The 17,424-nt window shown below is 65.8% G+C and carries 14 protein-coding genes; 6 read left to right on the forward strand and 8 right to left on the reverse strand.

Annotated elements, in window-relative coordinates; all coding sequences use genetic code 11:
• Positions 1 to 6: 6 nt before the first annotated feature.
• The 5 genes from EB835_RS10460 to EB835_RS10480 form a co-directional block, all read right to left on the reverse strand.
• On the reverse strand, positions 7 to 894 hold the full coding sequence (locus EB835_RS10460; RefSeq protein ID WP_135809411.1) for an ABC transporter permease: 888 nt from the start codon (positions 892 to 894) through the stop codon (positions 7 to 9).
• A 4-nt stretch (positions 895 to 898) separates the two neighbouring features.
• On the reverse strand, positions 899 to 2,125 hold the full coding sequence (locus tag EB835_RS10465; RefSeq protein ID WP_240688679.1) for a CmpA/NrtA family ABC transporter substrate-binding protein: 1,227 nt from the start codon (positions 2,123 to 2,125) through the stop codon (positions 899 to 901).
• Between the two features lie 55 nt (positions 2,126 to 2,180).
• Positions 2,181 to 3,335, reverse strand: a complete 1,155-nt coding sequence (locus EB835_RS10470) for an acyl-CoA dehydrogenase family protein (RefSeq protein ID WP_135809413.1) — start codon at positions 3,333 to 3,335, stop codon at positions 2,181 to 2,183.
• 2 nt (positions 3,336 to 3,337) lie between these two features.
• On the reverse strand, positions 3,338 to 3,895 hold the full coding sequence (locus EB835_RS10475) for an OsmC family protein (RefSeq protein WP_135809414.1): 558 nt from the start codon (positions 3,893 to 3,895) through the stop codon (positions 3,338 to 3,340).
• A gap of 204 nt (positions 3,896 to 4,099) precedes the next feature.
• Positions 4,100 to 4,954, reverse strand: coding sequence for a CoA transferase (locus EB835_RS10480; protein WP_205749915.1), 855 nt, complete (start codon positions 4,952 to 4,954; stop codon positions 4,100 to 4,102).
• A gap of 197 nt (positions 4,955 to 5,151) precedes the next feature.
• Here EB835_RS10480 and EB835_RS10485 point away from each other — a divergent pair, with 197 nt between their 5' ends.
• The 4 genes from EB835_RS10485 to EB835_RS10500 are packed head-to-tail and all read left to right on the forward strand — an operon-like array spanning position 5,152 to position 9,353.
• Positions 5,152 to 6,744 carry a sodium:solute symporter family protein gene (locus EB835_RS10485; protein ID WP_135809415.1) on the forward strand — a complete coding sequence of 531 codons (1,593 nt, stop codon included), beginning with the start codon at positions 5,152 to 5,154 and terminating at the stop codon, positions 6,742 to 6,744.
• 10 nt (positions 6,745 to 6,754) lie between these two features.
• The gene (locus EB835_RS10490) at positions 6,755 to 7,672 is read left to right on the forward strand and encodes a dihydrodipicolinate synthase family protein (protein ID WP_135809416.1); all 918 of its coding nucleotides are present in this window, start codon (positions 6,755 to 6,757) and stop codon (positions 7,670 to 7,672) included.
• A complete protein-coding gene (locus EB835_RS10495; protein WP_240688670.1) occupies positions 7,669 to 8,667 on the forward strand; it encodes an ROK family protein in 999 nt (332 codons plus the stop codon). Before EB835_RS10490 ends, EB835_RS10495 begins: the two co-directional genes overlap by 4 nt.
• Positions 8,667 to 9,353 carry an N-acetylmannosamine-6-phosphate 2-epimerase gene (locus tag EB835_RS10500; RefSeq protein WP_135809417.1) on the forward strand — a complete coding sequence of 229 codons (687 nt, stop codon included), beginning with the start codon at positions 8,667 to 8,669 and terminating at the stop codon, positions 9,351 to 9,353. Before EB835_RS10495 ends, EB835_RS10500 begins: the two co-directional genes overlap by 1 nt.
• Positions 9,354 to 9,373: 20 nt before the next feature.
• Here EB835_RS10500 and nagB read toward each other — a convergent pair whose 3' ends face one another.
• Together nagB and EB835_RS10510 are read right to left on the reverse strand one after the other, a co-directional pair.
• Complete coding sequence (nagB, locus tag EB835_RS10505; RefSeq protein ID WP_135809418.1) at positions 9,374 to 10,156, reverse strand: glucosamine-6-phosphate deaminase; 783 nt, start codon at positions 10,154 to 10,156, stop codon at positions 9,374 to 9,376.
• Positions 10,157 to 10,213: 57 nt separating this feature from the next.
• Positions 10,214 to 10,912: a FadR/GntR family transcriptional regulator gene (locus EB835_RS10510; RefSeq protein ID WP_240688671.1), complete on the reverse strand. Its 699-nt coding sequence runs from the start codon at positions 10,910 to 10,912 to the stop codon at positions 10,214 to 10,216.
• Between the two features lie 215 nt (positions 10,913 to 11,127).
• Here EB835_RS10510 and EB835_RS10515 point away from each other — a divergent pair, with 215 nt between their 5' ends.
• Positions 11,128 to 12,279, forward strand: a complete 1,152-nt coding sequence (locus EB835_RS10515) for an SPFH domain-containing protein (protein ID WP_240688672.1) — start codon at positions 11,128 to 11,130, stop codon at positions 12,277 to 12,279.
• Positions 12,280 to 12,546: 267 nt separating this feature from the next.
• Here EB835_RS10515 and EB835_RS10520 read toward each other — a convergent pair whose 3' ends face one another.
• A complete protein-coding gene (locus tag EB835_RS10520) occupies positions 12,547 to 13,752 on the reverse strand; it encodes an NAD(P)-dependent malic enzyme (RefSeq protein WP_135809419.1) in 1,206 nt (401 codons plus the stop codon).
• Between the two features lie 880 nt (positions 13,753 to 14,632).
• Here EB835_RS10520 and EB835_RS10525 point away from each other — a divergent pair.
• Complete coding sequence (locus EB835_RS10525; protein ID WP_135809420.1) at positions 14,633 to 17,194, forward strand: HNH endonuclease signature motif containing protein; 2,562 nt, start codon at positions 14,633 to 14,635, stop codon at positions 17,192 to 17,194.
• Positions 17,195 to 17,424: the final 230 nt, after the last annotated feature.

Consider the following 17,424-nt stretch of genomic DNA (forward strand, 5'->3'; position numbering starts at 1 on the left):
TCGGGCTCATGCGGCGGGCACCAGTCGGTGGAGTTGGGCGACGGCGCGGTCGAGGAGGAAGCCGACGAGGCCGATGATGAGGATGGCGACGACGATCGAGTCGATGTTCATCGCATTCCATTCGTTCCACACGAAGGTACCCATGCCGCGGCTGCCGACGATCATCTCAGCGGCGATGATGACCAGCCACGCGGTCGACAGTGAGGTGCGCAGTCCGGTGACGATCGCGGGGACGGTGGCAGGCAGCGTGATCCGCAGGATCCGTCGCAGCGGAGTCGTCTCCAGGGTGCGGGCGAGGTCGAGGTAGGCGGGATCGATCCGGTGGACGCCGTCGATGGTGTTGATGAGGATGATCCACAGCGAGGCCATGAAGATCACGAATACGGCGGTGGCTTCGGAATCCCGCAGGATCGCCAACCCGATGGGCAGCCAGGCCAGCGGGGAGACGGGACGCAGCACCTGCACGATCGGGTCGAGGGCCGATTCGAGGGTGCGGCTGCTGCCGAGCACGAGTCCGAACGGGATCGCGATGAGCGCGGCGAGACCGAAGCCGATGAGCACCCGTCGCAGCGAGGCGATGAGGTGGAAGACGATGCCGACGTCATTCGGGGGCCGGAATACGAACGCGGTGGAGACGACCTCGATGAGGCGGTGCCAGCTCGCGGCCGGTGTCGGAGCGAGTCCGCCGTCGTCATAACCCGCGGTGAGCAGCTGCCAGACGAGGACGAAGACCGCCGCGACGATGAGGAACAGACCGATCGTCTTCGCCAACCCGAAGAGGCGCCTGGTCCCAGGCGCCGCCCCCTTCACGCCGGCATCTTCGGGTCGGGAGGTCGATCGCTTCGGTTCGGTGTTCGTTCCCTGGTCGGTGCTCCGCTTCAGCTCAGCGCTCATGGTCTCAGATGCTCCACTTCTTCGGGTGGCGTGGGTCGAAGGTGCGGCCGAGGACGGTCTCATTCGTGTGCTCGGCGGTGTCCCCGCCGAGGCTGCCGAGGACATCTGCCGCGGCATGCGAGTCGAACACGGAGTTCACCGCGTCCGCATAGTCCCCCGCCTGCGTGAACTTGGCGTCGCCGGTCAGGTTGTGACGTTGCATCGCATCGAGCATCCACACGCCGAAGGATTCGTGCGGGTAGGGCTGGAATCCGATCCGGTCGGGCACCGAGCGCTTCTTGCCCGTGCCGTCGGGGAACTTCCCGGTCAGCACGGCCTCGAGCACGGGCTGCGGCATTCCGAGCGCCGAACCTGCGGTCATGAGTTCGGCGGTCTCGGCCCGGTGCGCCGGTTCGTCGATCCACAGTGAGACGTCCCCGAGGGCGCGCAGCAGTGCGGTATAGCTGTTCGGGTTCGCCGCGGCGAAGTCCTCGGCGACGGCGAAGCTGCAGCAGGGGTGGCCCGGCCACAGGTCCTTCGTCAGCAGGTGGATGAATCCGGCCCCCTCAGCGACGGCCCGCTGGTTGAATTGGTCGGGCAGGCAGAAGGCGTCGAGTTCGCCCACGGCCAGGGCGGTGACCATATCCGCCGGGCGCATGATCCGCAGGTCGACGTCCTGCTCCGGGTCGAGTCTCCCGGAGGCGAGGTAGTCACGCGTGAGCAGGCTGTGCACCGAATAGTCGAAGGGCAGACCGACGCGCAGACCTGCGAAGTCCTCCGGTCCTTTGACCTTGCCCAGCAGCGACCGGGAGACGGTGATTCCGTTGCCGTTCGTGTTCGTCACGAACGGCAGCCGCAGATCGCGTCGGCCCGAGGCGAAGTTGTGGTGGATGGCCAGCGGCATCGGTGCGAGCATCTGCGTGGCATCGAGTTCGCCGGCGACGAATGCGATCCACAGCTCCGCCCAGCCGGTGTAGCGGCGCAGCGTCACCTCGAGCCCGTATTTCTCGTACACGCCGAGGGCAGCGGCCGTGACGATCGGGGTGCCGCAGGTGATCGGCACGTACCCGATCGTCATCGTGCGCTTCTCGAGACCGGCCGGAGCTGTGAGTGAGGGACTGAAGTCCGCCGAGGCGGTGCCCGCCGTTCCCGTCTGCACGGGTGAGCAGGCGCTGAGCAGTGCCGCAGCGCCGGCGGAGGCGCCGAGTCCCAGCAGCCGACGTCGTGAGAGCGCCGAGGCGGCCGCCTCCACCGTTCTCAAGAACGTGTCCATACGTATTGATCGATTCCGTTCCGCTCCGACCGGGTCATCCCAGACGGTCGAGCTCCCACCGCAGCTGGGATTCCGAGGGCGACTGGACGGGGATGAACGTCGCTTCCCTGAAGCGTCGGTTCGCGTGCGAGCCGACGGCGTATCCGCGGCCGCCGGCGGTGCGGATCTCGAGTGCCGAGGTTGCCGTGGCCAGCCGTCCGGCCTCGAGGCGCAGGGACAGGACTTCGCGCGGGTCGGGGCGATCGGCGGTGCCGATGCGGTGGATGATGTCGACGAGGCGGCTCTTGGCTTCCACGAGAGCTCGGCCTTCCCCCTCGACGTCGTCTGTGAAGACGCCGTTGATGCCGTGCAGCCCCGCCTCGGCGCCGGAATGTGCCGACGCGGCGAGTCCGAGGCAGAAACTCGATTGGAGGACGGCGGCGACGGGGCGCCAGCGGGCGAGAAGCCCGGCGAAGTCCTCACCGATGATCTGTTCACGGTCGTAGTCGGTGATCTCAACGCTCACCGAGGTCGACGCGGTGCCCTTGAGCGCGAGCAGGTCGAGTTCCGGGCCGACGCTCACGCCGGCCTCGGACAGGGAGAAGGCGACGATCGACTTCGGACCTGTCTGAGGGGCAGCAGCAGTGGGGTCGGCCGAACGAGAGTCGGCCGAACCATACGCCGCGGAGACGATGACGGCATCGGGGTACAGGTTCGAGGCCCATTCGAGCTTTCCGCGCAGCGCCAGAGATCCAGCGCCGCCTCCCGACTCCCCTGTACCGAGTTCGAGCCCGAGTTCTCCAGCTCCGGCTGAGGCCTTGAATGCCGGTGCCATCCCGGACACGCCGATGGTCTCACCGCGACGCAGCCGGTCGAGGTGGCGGTCGGCGAAGCTGCCGCCGGTGGTCGCCAGGTAGTCGATGGCCATCCTCTGTCCCCAGAGGGCGAAGGCGAGGCTCAGCGAGTGCCGGGCGATGGCCTCGATGACCGAGGCCTGGTCGAGCAGGGTGCCGTTCGCCGTCTGCCCGTCGCTGCCGGCCACTCCGAGGTCGAGGAGTCCGGCTCGGCCCAGTTCGGGGAGGAATTCTGCGACCTGCCGGTCTCCGCGATCGAGGGCGGGGGCTGCCTCGGCGATCGTCTCGAGCAGTTCGGCGGGCACGGCGGTGGTGGTCAGCGCATCGGTCGGTCGGCTGATGGCGTCAAGACTCATGGTCAGGAGTTCGACCCGGTGCTGGTCGAGGTTTCGAGGGCGACGGGGCGGATGAAGGTGTTGGCCACCGGTGACCATTTGACGGCATCGTCGCTGATCTTCTGCAGTGTGGCGTCGTCGGCGTCGCCGTCGAGCGAGATGTTCGCCCGCACCGTGGTGATGCCGAGTTCCTTCTCCGGGTCGAGGTCGCCGACGCCCCAGACGGCGGAGATGTCGATATCGCCTTCGAGTTCGATCTCGATCTTCGTCAGCGTCACTCCGCGGTGGCTTGCGATGGCCTGGATGCCGACGTTGATGCACGATCCCAGTGCGCCGAGGGCGTATTCGGTCGGGTTCGGTGCCTGGTCATCGCCGAGGAGGGGGTGCGGTTCGGAGATGAGGAACGGTTTGTGGTCGCGTGCGAAGTTGAGGTTGCGGAACCCGGATTCGGTCACGGACTTCACGGAGATCTTCTTGTGGCCGACCTCGGGGTTGGCCTTGTTCTTCTCCGAGAGTTCGTTGAGTCGGTCGACGTCGATGTTCTTCGTGGTGTCGATGCCCTTGTCGGTGTCGATGCTCATGGATCTCACCCTCCGTACTGTCAGATGCGGTTGATGATCCCAAGCTATCGGCGTGGGACGAATAATGACGCAGCTTCGTCATTATTCGACACATATTGCTCAACACATCAGCGAGCACTCAGAGAGCTCACACCCGGAATCCCTTGCCCTGATCGGATACATCCTGCTGGGCGGACTCACTGCTCGATGGATGTGCTCAACTATTCAGTTGTCGACGATCGCCTCGATCGGCAGATCGTGCTCTACGGCGAAGGCCTGCCAGCGGGCGGTGGGCTCGGCGGCGAAGGCGCGTTCGAGTGTGTCGTGATCGGCCCCGAGGTTCGCGGCGAGCGCCTTGGCGAAGTGCGGCTCAAGGCAGGCGACGGCGACGTGCCCATCCCGTGTGGCGTAGGTGCGATAGAAAGGAGTCCCCCCGCCGAGGTGGCCGCCCGGTGAGCTCAGACCGTGCCGCGCCGGCCCTGCCGCCCATGCGGCCGCCTCGTCGAGGACGACCCGCCGGACGATTCCGCTGTCTGTCCCGCCGACTGTGGAACCTGCGCCCCTGCGCACATCCCGCTGATGCAGTCCGGCCAGCGCCTCGAGTGCGGCATGCTCACCGCCGAGCACGTCGGCGACGGGAACCGTCGGCATGTGTCCGGGCACCAGCGTGGCGTGCGCGGCCTGATAGGTGAGGTCGTGGCCGGGGACGTCGGCACGGTCACCGGCGAAGCCGACGATCTCGACGTGGACGAGTCCATGCTCGTCGACGAGGTCGGGCAGGCCGAGTGCGGCAGCGGCCTTTGGTCGCATGGCTGTGAGCAGGATGTCCGCCTCGGCGGCGAGCTCTCTCAACCGCCCGAACTCATCAGGATCCTTCAGGTCGAGCGTGAGGATCTCCTGCCCGGCGGTCAGCTCCACATAGTAGGCGGGGACACCAGCCTCCAGAGCATCTCCCGACGGCGGTTCGACCTTGATCACATGCGCCCCGAGTGCCGCCAGTCGTGCCGCGGCCAGCGGGCCGGGCAGGTTGCCCGCCAGCGAGATCACGGTAGTTCCTGTGAGCGGAAGCGGATCGGGCACGCGATCTCCCTTGAGTCAGCGGAATTCTCTGGTCCTGAACGAACGTACAGGATGCCGAGGAGCAGTTCAATGAAGCACCTCACCCGGGTTGTGCCGCACGGCACATTCCCGTAGATTCGCAACATAGGACATCATACGTCTTATGTATCAGTCGGGACCGCACGCTTCCGGTCCCCTACGAATTTTCAGGAGGGAGCATGGACGCTCCGGGACTCGGCGGCCTCAACTGGGCCGTGATCATCATCTACCTCTTGGCCACCCTGGGCATCGGGGTCTGGTTCACCAAGCGAGCCAGCGGAGGAACAGAGGAGTTCTTCAAGGCCAGTGGGCGGATCCCGGCCTGGGCGGCCGGCTTCTCGATCTACGCGACGACGCTGTCGGCGATCACCTACATGTCGACGCCCGAGCAGGCCTTCCTCACCGACTGGTCGTATGCGGCCGGCAATATCGCGATCTTCGCGATCGTCCCGCTGCTCGTGATCTTCTACATCCCCTTCTTCCGCAAACTCGAGGTCACCACGGCCTATGAGTACCTCGAGGAGCGCTTCGGCCCGAGCATCCGCGTGCTCGGCTCAGTCCTCTTCGTCCTCTTCCACATCGGCCGTGTCGCCATCGTCATCTACCTGCCGACCCTGGCCATCAGCTCGGTCACCGACATCAACCCGGCGCTCGTCGCCGGAGCCGTCGGCGTGTTCTCGGTCGTCTACACCTTCCTCGGCGGCATCGAGGGCGTCATCTGGTCCGATGTCGTCCAGGGCATCATCCTCCTCGTCGGAGCCGCCGTCATCCTCGTCTTCGGGATCTTGGCACTCGACGGAGGCCTGGCCACCGTCGTCTCCGACGCCGCCGCCGATGACAAGTTCATCTCCGCCGACAACTGGAAGTTCGGCGGAGCGGCTGCGGCCATCCCGATCGTCTTCCTCGGTTCGGTCTTCAACAACCTGCATCAGTACACGGCCAGCCAGGACGTCGTGCAGCGCTACCAGACCACTGATTCACCCAAGTCGACTGCCCGTTCGCTCATCGTCAACGGCTTCCTCGCCCTGCTGACGATCCCCCTGTTCTACGGGATCGGCACCGTCCTCTACAGCTTCTACCAGCATTCGGAGGCGCTGCCGGACGGGTTCAACACCTCGGCGCTGGTGCCGTACTTCGCGGTCACCGCGCTGCCGGCCGGCATTTCGGGCCTGCTCATCGCCGCGATCTTCGCCGCCGCACAGTCGACGATCTCCTCGAGCCTCAACTCGATCTCGGCCTGCGTGACCGTCGACATCCGCGACCGCTTCTTCCCGCCCAAGGACGGCAGCCCCCGCACCGGAGTCGGCTTCTCCCGCGCCGTCATCGTCATCGTCGGCGCCCTGTCCGTCGGCGTCGCGCTCTACCTCTCGGCCACCGATCAGGCCCAGACCTGGGACCTGTTCCTGGCCATCACCGGACTCTTCGGCGTCCCGCTGGCCGGAGTCTTCGCCCTCGGCATCTTCACGAAGCGGGCGAACACCTCGGGCGTGCTCGCAGGACTGCTGCTCGGTGCCGCACTGGCCTGGGTCGTCCAGGAGCAGGCGGGGCTCACGCCGTTCATGGTCTCGACCGTCGCGTTCATCGGCGCCATGGTCTTCGGCTACCTCATCTCGCTGGTCACCGGTGCGATGCGGCGCGGTCGCAGCGACCACGATGTGCTGCCGCTGACCATCTACGGCAAGCGCGCCAGCTATACCCGCCGAGTCCCGACTCAGCCCACCGACCCCGTCGAGGCCTTCGCCTCGGCGACGGAACACAAGAACGACAAGTAAGGACACGACCATGACTGACTTCCACGGAATCATCCCCCCGCTGCTGACCCCGCGCACGGATTCCGGCGAGATCGACCGGGCCGGCATCGCCGCCCTCGTCGACCACCTCGTCACCGGCGGCGTGCACGGCATCTTCGTGCTCGGGTCCTCCGGCGAAGTCCCGTATCTGACGAATGCCGAACGCGATCTCGTTCTCGAGACCGCGATTGAGGCCGCCGCCGGTCGGGTGCCCGTGCTCGTGGGCATCAGCGAACAGACGACGACCCGGGTTCTCGAAGAGGCCGACCGTCTGCTGGCCATCGGCGGTGACGCGGCCGTGGTGACCACGCCGTTCTATGCCCTGTCCGACGCCGCCGAGGTGGAGCGCCACCTGCGCACCGTCGCCGCCCATATCAGCGTCCCCCTCTTCGCCTATGACGTGCCCGTGCGCACGCATATGAAGCTGCCGCTCGACGTCCTCGTCCGCCTCGCCGAGGAGGGTGTGCTCGCCGGAGTCAAGGACTCCTCCGGTGACGACGTCGGCTTCCGCCGTCTGCTGCTGGCGACGAAGCACTTGCCCGACTTCGCCGTGTTCACCGGCCACGAGGTGGTCACCGACGGAGCGATGCTCGGCGGCGCGGCGGGCATCGTCCCCGGGCTCGGCAACGTCGACCCCACCGGATATGTGCGCATCTACGAGGCGGCGAAGGCCGGCGACTGGGCGACCGCAGCGAGCGAGCAGGACCGTATGGCCCGCCTGTTCGACATCACCGGGGCTGCCACCCCGGGGCGCGTGTCCGCCGGAGCCGCCGGACTCGGCGGGTTCAAGACCGCCCTGCAGCTCATGGGCGTCATCGACTCGAACCGGATGGCCGAGCCGATGGAGGCTCTCAATGCCGCCGAGACCGAGCGCGTCCGCGAGATCGTCGCCGCCGCAGGACTGCTGTGACCCTGACTGCTGCTGTCGCCGTCGATGTCGGAGGCACGAAGATCCGTGCCGGTTCCGTCATCGACGGGCGTCTAGCGCATGTGCGCAGCGTGCCGACGCCCGCGACCGCAGGTGCCCAGGCGGTTCTCGACACCATCGCCGAGGTGGCCGCCACCGTCATCGCGGAGACGTCGGGTTCGGGTGGCGCTGATTCTGCATGGAGGATCGGCGTCGGTGCGGCCGGGGTCATCGACCCTGCGACCGGCGTCGTCGTCTCGGCGACGGATTCGCTGACTGGATGGGCCGGAACAGACCTGGTCTCCGAGCTCTCTGCCCGCACCGGCCTTCACGTGCGCGCCGTCAACGATGTGCATGCGCATGCTCTCGGCGAGTCCTTCGCCGGGGCGTCGCGCGGCACTCGAAGTTCCCTGCTCGTCGCGGCGGGCACCGGCATCGGCGGCGGTTTCATCGCGGACGGACGCCTGCTCACGGGCCGGAATTCGGCGGCCGGACACATCGGGCATGTGCCCTCAGCGGCCGCGGCCGGGCTGGACTGCCCGTGCGGCGGCACCGGCCATGTCGAAGCCATCGCCTCGGGTCCGGCCATCCTCGCCACCTATCAGCGTCTGATAGGCAGGGACGACTCCCCCACCTCGGCGCCGGCCCCGGAATCGAACCCAGCGCCGGTCCCGGCGAACACACGGGAACTGGCGGCGGCCGCCTCGGCGGGGGATCCTCTGGCCGTTCGTTCCTTCGACATGGGGGCGCGTGCCCTCGGATCGGCCCTCGGCGGGATCGCGAACATCCTCTCCCCCGAGGTCATCGTCATCGGCGGCGGACTCGCCGAGATGGACGAAACCTGGTGGACGCCCCTTCGCGCGGCCTTCGCCGCGGAACTCATCCCCGCCACCGCCGGAGCTCCGCTGGTGAAGGCAGAATTGGGGCAGGACGCCGCACTCATCGGCGCCGCCAGCCTGTGGGACGATGAGCCCGGCCGGAAGAAGGAGACACACTGATGCTGTCGAAGACCGAAATCCTCGAGGCGCTGCGCGGGCGGCTCATCGTCTCCGCGCAGGCCTATCCTGGCGAGCCCATGCGCGATCCGAACACGATGTCGCAGGTGGCAGCCTCGGCGGTCATCGGAGGAGCGGCGGCCGTGCGCGTGCAGGGACTCGGCGATATCCAGGCGACCCGCTCGGCCGTCGAAGTCCCGATCATCGGGCTGTGGAAGGACGGCAAGGACGGCGTCGTCATCACTCCGACCTTCGAGCACGCCTATGCGGTGGCTCTGGCCGGATCACATATCGTCGCCCTCGACGGAACGCGGCGGGATCGGCCCGACGGGCTGAGCCTGGCCGAGACGGTCCAACGTCTCCACGAGCAGACGAACGCCCTGGTCATGGCCGACTGCGGTAGTCTGGCCGACGCTCGGGCAGCGGTCGGTGCCGGGGCTGACATCATCGGCACGACCTTGGCCGGGTACACCGGCGAACGGCCGAAGGTCGACGGGCCCGATCTCGAACTCATCAGCGACATCCGAGCTGCCGGGCTGCCGGCTCTGCTCGTCGCCGAGGGGCGCATCCACACTCCGGCGCACGCCGCCGCCGCTCGGGAAGCCGGGGCGGACGCCGTGGTCGTGGGCACTGCGATCACCCACCCGGCGACGATCTCCTCGTGGTTCGCCGACGCCGTCGAAGGATGAACGCTCAGAGTCCTACCGGATCACAGGTCCTGCCAGCCCGGCTTGGACTCGAACGCGTGCCGGTAGTAGTCCGCGAGCTGCAGCCTGGAAGCCGCCGCATCGTCGAGCAGCACGGTCACGTGCGGGTGCATCTGCAGCACCGTTGCCGGCCACATCGCCGAAATCGGCCCTTCGACCATCTGATGCACGGCCTCGGCCTTGTTGCCGCCGGTGGCGATGAGCACGAGGTGACGCGCCTCCATGATCGTGCCCATCCCCTGCGTCAGGCACAGCTTCGGCACCTGGTCGACGTCGCCGTCGAAGAACCGCGCATTGTCCACCCGGGTCTGGTTCGTCAGCGACTTCACGCGGGTGCGCGAGGACAGTGAGGAGCCGGGTTCGTTGAAGGCGACGTGTCCGTCGCTGCCGATCCCGAGGATCTGCAGGTCGATGCCGCCGGCCTCGGCGATCATCCGCTCATAGTCCGCCGAGGCGGCCGCCAGGTCTTCGGCCGATCCGTCGGGTCCGTGGACGGCCCCCTCGGCGAAGTCGACGCGCGTGGCGATCTCGGTGTCGATGACGTTGCGATAGCGTTCCGGGTGGTCGTCGGCGATGCCGACGTATTCGTCGAGCATGAACGCTTGCGCGCGGGCGAATGAGAGTCCGTCCTGCTCGTGGCGGCGGGTCAGCTCATCGTAGATGCGCAGCGGACTCGAACCTGTTGCCAGCCCGATGACCGGCGCGGCCTCGGTGCGCAGCAGCCGCTCGACCGCGTCTGCGGCGAGTTCCGCCAGCGTGTGTTCATCGGCGATGACAACTTCCATCAGTTCTCCTTCGGCACTGCCCCGGCACGTCGTTGAGGCGGATATGGGTTCAGTCAATCATTTCTTCTCGAGGGCACGCATGATCGGCTCGTAGTGAGCTGTGATCGCGTCGCGGAACGCCGCCGCATCACCGGATTCAGCCGCCTCGAGCATGAGTCCGTGCGCCTTCGCCGTCTGCTCCAGATCAGAGGCCACGGCGACGTTGAGCTTCGGCAGCACCGCGGTGTGCACGTCCCAGAACGCCGCGACCAGCTGGCCGACGAGAGAGTTGCCCAGGTGAGCCAGCAGTCCGGTGTGGAAGGCGCGGTCCTGCTGGGGGAAGGTCCGTCCCTCCGCAGCCATGGACACCATTTCGTCGACGAGTGCGCTGAGGTCGGGGTTCGAGCTTCCGGCCATGGCGTCGACGATCTGTTCGGACATTCCGTGATCGAGGGCCTTGCGCACTTCGACGACGTCGCGCAGAGCGTCGAGATCGTCTCCGGGGCTGAGCACTCCGCGGAAGACGAGGGCTTCGACGAGCGCGTCGAGGGTCATCTCGCCGACGTAGGTGCCGTGTCCGTGGCGGACGTCGACGATGTCGAGGGTCGAGAGTTTGCGGATGGCTTCTCGGACGTTCGAACGGGAGACGCCGAGGCGGCTGCACAGTTCGCCTTCGGTGGGCAGGAGGTCTCCGGGGCGCAGTCCGTCTGAGAGGATGAGATCCTTGATCCTGTCGGAGGTCGTCACCTTCCGCCCGGTCTCCATCGGCTCCGCCATGATCACCTTCTGCTGGTCGTTCCGTGCTGAGTCTCCATTATACGTCTGACATCAGATGTGTGGTGAGAGGTTCGTCGATGCCGAGATGCCCGGGCCGCGCGCGCATCGTTCCTTGTCATTATGGCCGCGGCGTATGCGGGAGTCGTTTCGGCTACTAGGCTGGTAGTCACCAACGGTCGTGCTGCGGCCGACATCTACGACGCATTGGAGCACCCATGACTGGATTGGTGGCCACATTCGCCATAATCATCGTCATCCTCGTCATCGCCGTTCTGCTGTTCGGCAAGCTGCGCACCAGCATGTTCTTCACGGTGAAGACGCAGGAGAACGTCATCGTCGAGCGGTTCGGCAAGTTCAAGAAGGTGGCGAAGCCGGGACTGAATACGAAGGTGCCGTTCGTCGAGACGACGAGTCGGCCGATCTCGCTGCGCGTCCAGCAACTCGAGGTCAACATCGAGTCGAAGACGAAGGACAACGTCTTCGTCACGGTTCCCGTCGCCGTCCAGTACGTCGTCGAAGAGGACAATGTCGCTGACGCGTACTACCGTCTGGCGAACTCGGAGGAGCAGATCCGCTCCTATGTCTTCGACACCGTCCGTTCGGCGCTGTCCGGTCTGACCCTGGACACGGCGTTCGAGTCGAAGGACGATATCGCAGAGAACGTCGAGCGTCGGCTGTCTGAGTCGATGAAGCGCTACGGGTTCAAGATCGTGAGCACCCTGGTCACGGACATCACCCCTGACCCGAAGGTGCGCGATTCGATGAACTCGATCAACGCCGCACAGCGCGACCGGGTGGCCGCACAGTCACTGGCCGAGGCAGACAAGATCAAGCGCGTCACGCAGGCTCAGGCGGAGTCCGAGGCGATGCGCCTCCACGGTGAGGGTGTCGCTGCTCAGCGCAAGGCGATCGCGACCGGTATCGCCGAGCAGTACGCGAAGCTGCAGGAGGTGGGCATCGACAAGACGGCCGAGCAGCTGCTGATGATGACGCAGTACTTCGACACGATGCAGAATGTCGCTCAGGAGGGACGCTCGAACGTGCTGTTCATGCCTTCGAACCCGGGCGGACTGGGCGAGATGGGTCAGGAGATCCGCAACGCTCTGTTCGCCGCCAACGCGGCCGAGGACGGAGCGACGTTCGCGGCGCCCGAGAGCCGGTACACCACGAGCCACCGCTCCGAGCAGGCCAGCGTTCCCCCACAGCCGACCAATCCGCCGAGCTCGGACGGGTCCGGCGATTCAGGTGGTTCGGACGATTCCGGTGGCTCCGGCCAGTCGATCGGCCAGTCCGTTCGGTCTGCGGCTCAATCTGCCCGGTCTGCCGCTCAGCAATGGAAGAACGGCCAGCAGCCTCCGCAGCAGTAAAGCAGGGTCCTCAGCAATAGACGCAGGCTCCAGCGCAATAGGCACTCCCCACCAAGAAGCCTCCCCACCAAGAAGCAGAGGACCGGTCACCTCGACAGCGAATCGAGCGGACCGGGAACCCGCGCCCCACTCCCCCAGAGTGCACGAATAAGGGCGGGCGAGGAAGTTTCGACTTCCTCGCCCGCCCCTTTCGATGGACCGATCAGGCCCTTATCGCTGGAACGATTCGGCCGCCTCGGTGGCGGTCGGTCCCAACCTGACCAGGCGTCAGCGCTTGGTCATCGCCTCGAGTGCGGACTTCTCGACCGCCTCGGCGACGGCCGGAGCGACACGCGAATCGAGCGCCCCGGGCACGATGTAGCCGGGCTCGAGTTCGTCACCGACGAGATCGGCGATGGCACGAGCGGCGACGAGCTTCATGTCATCAGTGATCTCGTCGGCATCGGCGTCGAGTGCTCCGCGGAAGATCCCGGGGAACGCGAGGACGTTGTTGATCTGGTTCGGGAAGTCGCTGCGCCCGGTGGCCACGACGGTGGCGTACTTGGAGGCGACGTCGGGGACCACCTCGGGGTTGGGGTTCGACAAGGCGAAGATGATCGCATCGTCGGCCAGGTTCGCCAGGTGCGCTTCGTCGATGGTGCCGCCGGACACGCCGATGAAGGCATCGGCGCCGTCGAGGGCTTCGCCGATCCCGCCGGAGATTCCGCGCGGGTTCGTCGACTCGGCGAGGAACTGCTTGGTCTCGGACAGGTCGGATCGGCCGGATTCGACGACTCCCTTGGAATCGAGAACGACGATGTCGTTGACCCCGGCGTCGGCGAGGATCTTCACCACGGCCACACCGGCAGCACCGGCTCCGGAGACGACGACGCGGACGGATTCGAAGGACTTCTTCACCACGCGCAGAGCGTTCGTCAGCGCGGCGAGGACGACGACGGCGGTGCCGTGCTGGTCATCGTGCATGACGGGAATGTCGAGGGCTTCCTTGACCCGATCCTCGATCTCGAAGCAGCGGGGCGCAGAGATGTCCTCGAGGTTGATCGCGCCGAAGGTCGGGGCCATGCGGACGATGGTTTCGACGATCTCGTCGGTGTCGTTGGTGTCGAGGACGACCGGGATCGCGTTGAGCCCGGAGAAGGACTTGAACAGGGCGCACTTGCCCTCCATCACCGGCAGCGAGGCTGCCGCACCGATGTCACCGAGGCCGAGCACGGCCGATCCGTCGGAGATCACGGCGACGAGGCGACCGGTCCAGGTGTGCGTGCGAGCCAGCTGCGGCTCGTCCTTGATCGCGGTGCAGACCTTGGCCACACCGGGCGTGTAGGCGATCGAGAGGTCGCGCTGGGTCTCGAGCGGGCTCGTGAGCTCTGCGGAGAGTTTGCCGCCTTCGTGTGCCTCGAAGATCTCCGCGTCGGTGATCGGAGTCTGCGCGTTTCGGCCGGAATCGGCGGATTTGTGAGCGGTGGTCGTCATAGTTGATCCTCGTGGTTGATGCGACGGCGTTCCGGTGACCGTGTCGCCGGTCGCCGTCGGCAGTGATCGCCCGGCCGCAGGGACCCGCGGGGCACCAAGACCCGCAGAGGCGTCGGCTTGAACCCGAATGGGCGCGCCGACGGCGGTCGGAACGAAGAACTGGTCACCAGTGAAGGATGGTGCGGTGACGCCTGCGCGGCCCGTCCGACGAACCCCAGGTGAGGGGCGCCGCGACCGCGCGCTGTGCGGATACGGCTCGCATGGGGGCGAGTGTCGACCTCATGGGTCGCATCCGGCAACCCGATCAGCATAACCGATGAAGTGAGCTGTTTCACCCGGAAAACCCACCCTCGCCGAGGTTGCCCTCACTTTCGATGGCATGTTCTGCGAACCTTTGGATCCGTTCACAGCCGGGGGCGGCCGCCTCCGATTTCTCGTGTGCGACTGGGATCTCGTGTGCGACTGGGATCTCGTGTTGGTTCGGATTCTCGTGTTGGTTCGGATTCTCGTGTCGGTGCCGGTTCTCTTGTCGGCTGGGGGCCTGGCGTCTGTCTCGATCCCTGCGCCACCTCAGGTCCTCGTGCACGCCTCGGCACCCGTGCTGCTCGGGTTCCTCGTGCATGCCTCTGCCGCGCCGGCTCAGGTTCTCGCGTCTGCCTCGGCACCCGTGCTGCTTCAGGCTCTCGTGTCAGTGCCGAATGCGACGATTGCTGTGCAACGAAATCAGACACCATCAGACACCATTAGATATCGAGAACTATTCGAAATCTTTCTCTGTTTTCTATTGTAATCTTCACTTTGATTGAATATCATAGTGTTACTAGCTTTTCAAATCAGCTCCACTTCTCCGACAACGAGGTCCGAGGCAGGTGAAAACGCAATGAAGGGCACGACCGACCGCTCCACCCCGGCACACGCCGAGGAGGATGAGACGACACCGTCGTCTCCGCGGCTGACCATCCGCTTCGAATCGAACATGAGTCGCTTCGCTGTGGAGTCCGCCGCCGCGGATCGTGCCCATATCTCCACCTTCGAGTCGTTATCTGCAGTGGTGCTCGAGCAGGTCTTCATCAACCTCGACTTCCCCATCCCTGAGGGGCCCGAGCCGTACCGCTGCGAGACGATCGCCGGAACTTTCGAACGCCGCGAGAAGGAGTCCGCATACGCAGCCGAAGCCGAGGCGCAGGCTGTCAGCGAATCGCAGGCTGTCGGCAAGAAGTCTGCTGCCGAGCCCAGTGAGTCGGCCCTGGACGCCCCGTCCAGCGCCGGAGTCCCGTCCAGTGCCGGGATTTCGGCGAACGCGGCAGTGTTCTATGACGAAGACTTCGCTCGTGAACAGAAGAAGAAGGCCGAGGAGGGTGCACGGAACCTGCTTCCGGAGTTCCCTGAGCTCGACTCCGGCGTCTGCTTCTCGAAGTGGGTCTACGACAATGTGGACTCCGATGACCTCGTCGAGATCTCGACGGTGTTGGGAACCAATTCGGGGCGCACCTACCGCCAGCTGTCCAGCGCCATGACGATCCTCTACGGGCTGCCCCAATTTGCCGACCGTGTCCGCGCCGGCGAGTTCACGCGTGCTCATGTCGATGTCGCTGCTCAGCAGTGCCAGAACGTCGCGTTCGAGTTTCTGCCGCGGATCGATGCTTTTCTGGCTACGAAGAAGGCCGACGTCACCTGCGATTCCCTGCGCAGATCTCTGACGAAGATGATCACCCTCCTGGTGCCTCCGAACGATGCGACCGAGACCGCCACGAAGCGCCGTCGCATCGACGTCGAGGGCTATAAGGACGGCTCCGCGTGTCTCACCGTCAGTGGCCCGTCGGCCGAGATCTTCTCCTGTTACAACCGGGTCCAGGCCATGGCCTTGGCGATTCACGGGAAGAACAAGTCTGCGTTCAATCTGCCCGCAGGGGTCGAACTCAACGACGACCGCTCCGTTTCCCAGCTCGAATACGACCTGTTCGTCCGCCCCGTTCCCGAGCTGAGCGTCAAGGTCATCGCAGTCGACCCGGTCACCGGCATCCAGACCGCCAAAGAAGCGCCGATGCTCGGTGCCGACGGAGAGCTCATTCCGGGCTTGGACACCGAAGACGGCCTCGCCGATTATGCCAAGAATGTCGCCGCACAGTCGCCCGATGCCAAGAATGTCGCCGCACAGTCGCCCGATACCGACATTGCGACCGCCGACGATGAGGCCGCCATTGCGCCTCCCGACGATGAGGCGGCCTCCGACGGCGCCTCGCCAAGGAACGACAATGCAGCTGCCGACGACGCCGCACGCAGCCAGTCCGCCGGATCCGCCTTCGCGCCGGATCCCGAAGACGGAGGAGAGGCCGACCACGGCCCGGTCGAGTACTCGATCAGACTGCGCATGCCCACCAGCCAGTCGTGGCTGGCGAACCAGGCAGCTACGGTCGTGACGGTTCCGTTCCTCACCCTCACCGGTGACTCGGACCTGCCCGGCACCTTCGCTGACGGTTCACCGGTTCCCGCCGAGGCAGCACGCACGATCGCCGGCCGATCGAAGACCATCCAGCGGATCCTCACCGATCCCGCCACCGGCACTCCCGTTGACGCGAAGGCCACGACTTATACAGTTCCGAAGGACCTCCGCAAGACCCTGATCGAGCAGTGGACGGTGTGCACCGTCCCTGGCTGCTCGCGCCGGGCTGAGAAGTCAGAGATGGACCATGTCGACCCGTTCTTCCACCTCGCACCACTCAAGGGCGGACTCACCCGCTTCGGGAATCTCCATCCGCTGTGCAAGAAGCACCATGCGCTGAAGACCGCCGGACGGTATGGGGTCACTATGCCCAAATCCGGTGTGATCGACTACGAATTCAGGAATGGGATCTCGACCACTGTGTCGGCCCCCGAACAGCCGATCAATGTTGCGCAAGTTCTCGAGTTCGCGGCCTTGGCACACGTGGGTCTCGAGTGGTGGACTCTGCCCTCATCGATGGTCCCCACCGTCCCGACGGTGCTCGAGCTCATGCCCGGCGAGTCGACGATTCGCGAGCGTGACGAGAAGAAGCGCCTCCGCGAGGAGTGCGAAGCCAAGCAGCGCCGCCTGTCGGAGGCGTTCGAGGCCAAGCGGGTTGCGCGACAGCAGTTGAGGCTCGAACAATGCCTCGATTGGGAGAACTCTGCCTTCCAGCCCTGCCTGCCCGCCGGGGCTGATTCCTCAGCGACAAAGCAGCTGACGGGGAACCGCAAGTATGCCAAAGCCGTGAAGTGGTGCCGTCTTTGGGGACTCGACATCGAAGACATCGACTTCGATCCCCACAGCCCCTCCGACACTGAGTCCTCTGCCGATACCACCGCACGAGACCAGCACACGACGGAGCCCGAAGGCTCCGGTACCGACGACCCGTGGGACTGCCGTTATGAGCCGAAGGTGAATTGGGATCACGATCTTGAGACCGATCCCCCACCGTTCTGAGCCCCAGCCCAGCCCAACCCGTCCAGTCTGCCCGTCCAGCTCAACTCGTGCAGTCTGCTCGTCCAGCTCAACTCGCCCAGTCTGCCCGTCCAGCTCAACCCGTGCAGTCTGCTCGGCGCATGCGGGCACGTCCCAGCGCATCCTGGCTCACTCAGCGATCTCGACTCTCACTGTCGACCACTGGCGACGAAAGCCCCATTACATACGAAGCTGCCTCAGAACCAGGAGGC

The organism is Brevibacterium sp. S22, assembly GCF_004745485.1.
In the GTDB taxonomy this organism is placed as follows: Bacteria; Actinomycetota; Actinomycetes; order Actinomycetales; family Brevibacteriaceae; genus Brevibacterium.

Bases quoted from the DNA above. Each gene is read 5' to 3' on its own strand.
- EB835_RS10460 (WP_135809411.1), bottom strand. From the start codon at position 894: ATGAGCGCTGAGCTGAAGCGGAGCACCGACCAGGGAACGAACACCGAA.
- EB835_RS10470 (WP_135809413.1), bottom strand. From the start codon at position 3,335: ATGAGTCTTGACGCCATCAGCCGACCGACCGATGCGCTGACCACCACC.
- EB835_RS10475 (WP_135809414.1), bottom strand. From the start codon at position 3,895: ATGAGCATCGACACCGACAAGGGCATCGACACCACGAAGAACATCGAC.
- EB835_RS10485 (WP_135809415.1), top strand. From the start codon at position 5,152: ATGGACGCTCCGGGACTCGGCGGCCTCAACTGGGCCGTGATCATCATC.
- EB835_RS10490 (WP_135809416.1), top strand. From the start codon at position 6,755: ATGACTGACTTCCACGGAATCATCCCCCCGCTGCTGACCCCGCGCACG.
- EB835_RS10500 (WP_135809417.1), top strand. From the start codon at position 8,667: ATGCTGTCGAAGACCGAAATCCTCGAGGCGCTGCGCGGGCGGCTCATC.
- nagB (WP_135809418.1), bottom strand. From the start codon at position 10,156: ATGGAAGTTGTCATCGCCGATGAACACACGCTGGCGGAACTCGCCGCA.
- EB835_RS10510 (WP_240688671.1), bottom strand. From the start codon at position 10,912: ATGGCGGAGCCGATGGAGACCGGGCGGAAGGTGACGACCTCCGACAGG.
- EB835_RS10515 (WP_240688672.1), top strand. From the start codon at position 11,128: ATGACTGGATTGGTGGCCACATTCGCCATAATCATCGTCATCCTCGTC.
- EB835_RS10520 (WP_135809419.1), bottom strand. From the start codon at position 13,752: ATGACGACCACCGCTCACAAATCCGCCGATTCCGGCCGAAACGCGCAG.
- EB835_RS10525 (WP_135809420.1), top strand. From the start codon at position 14,633: ATGAAGGGCACGACCGACCGCTCCACCCCGGCACACGCCGAGGAGGAT.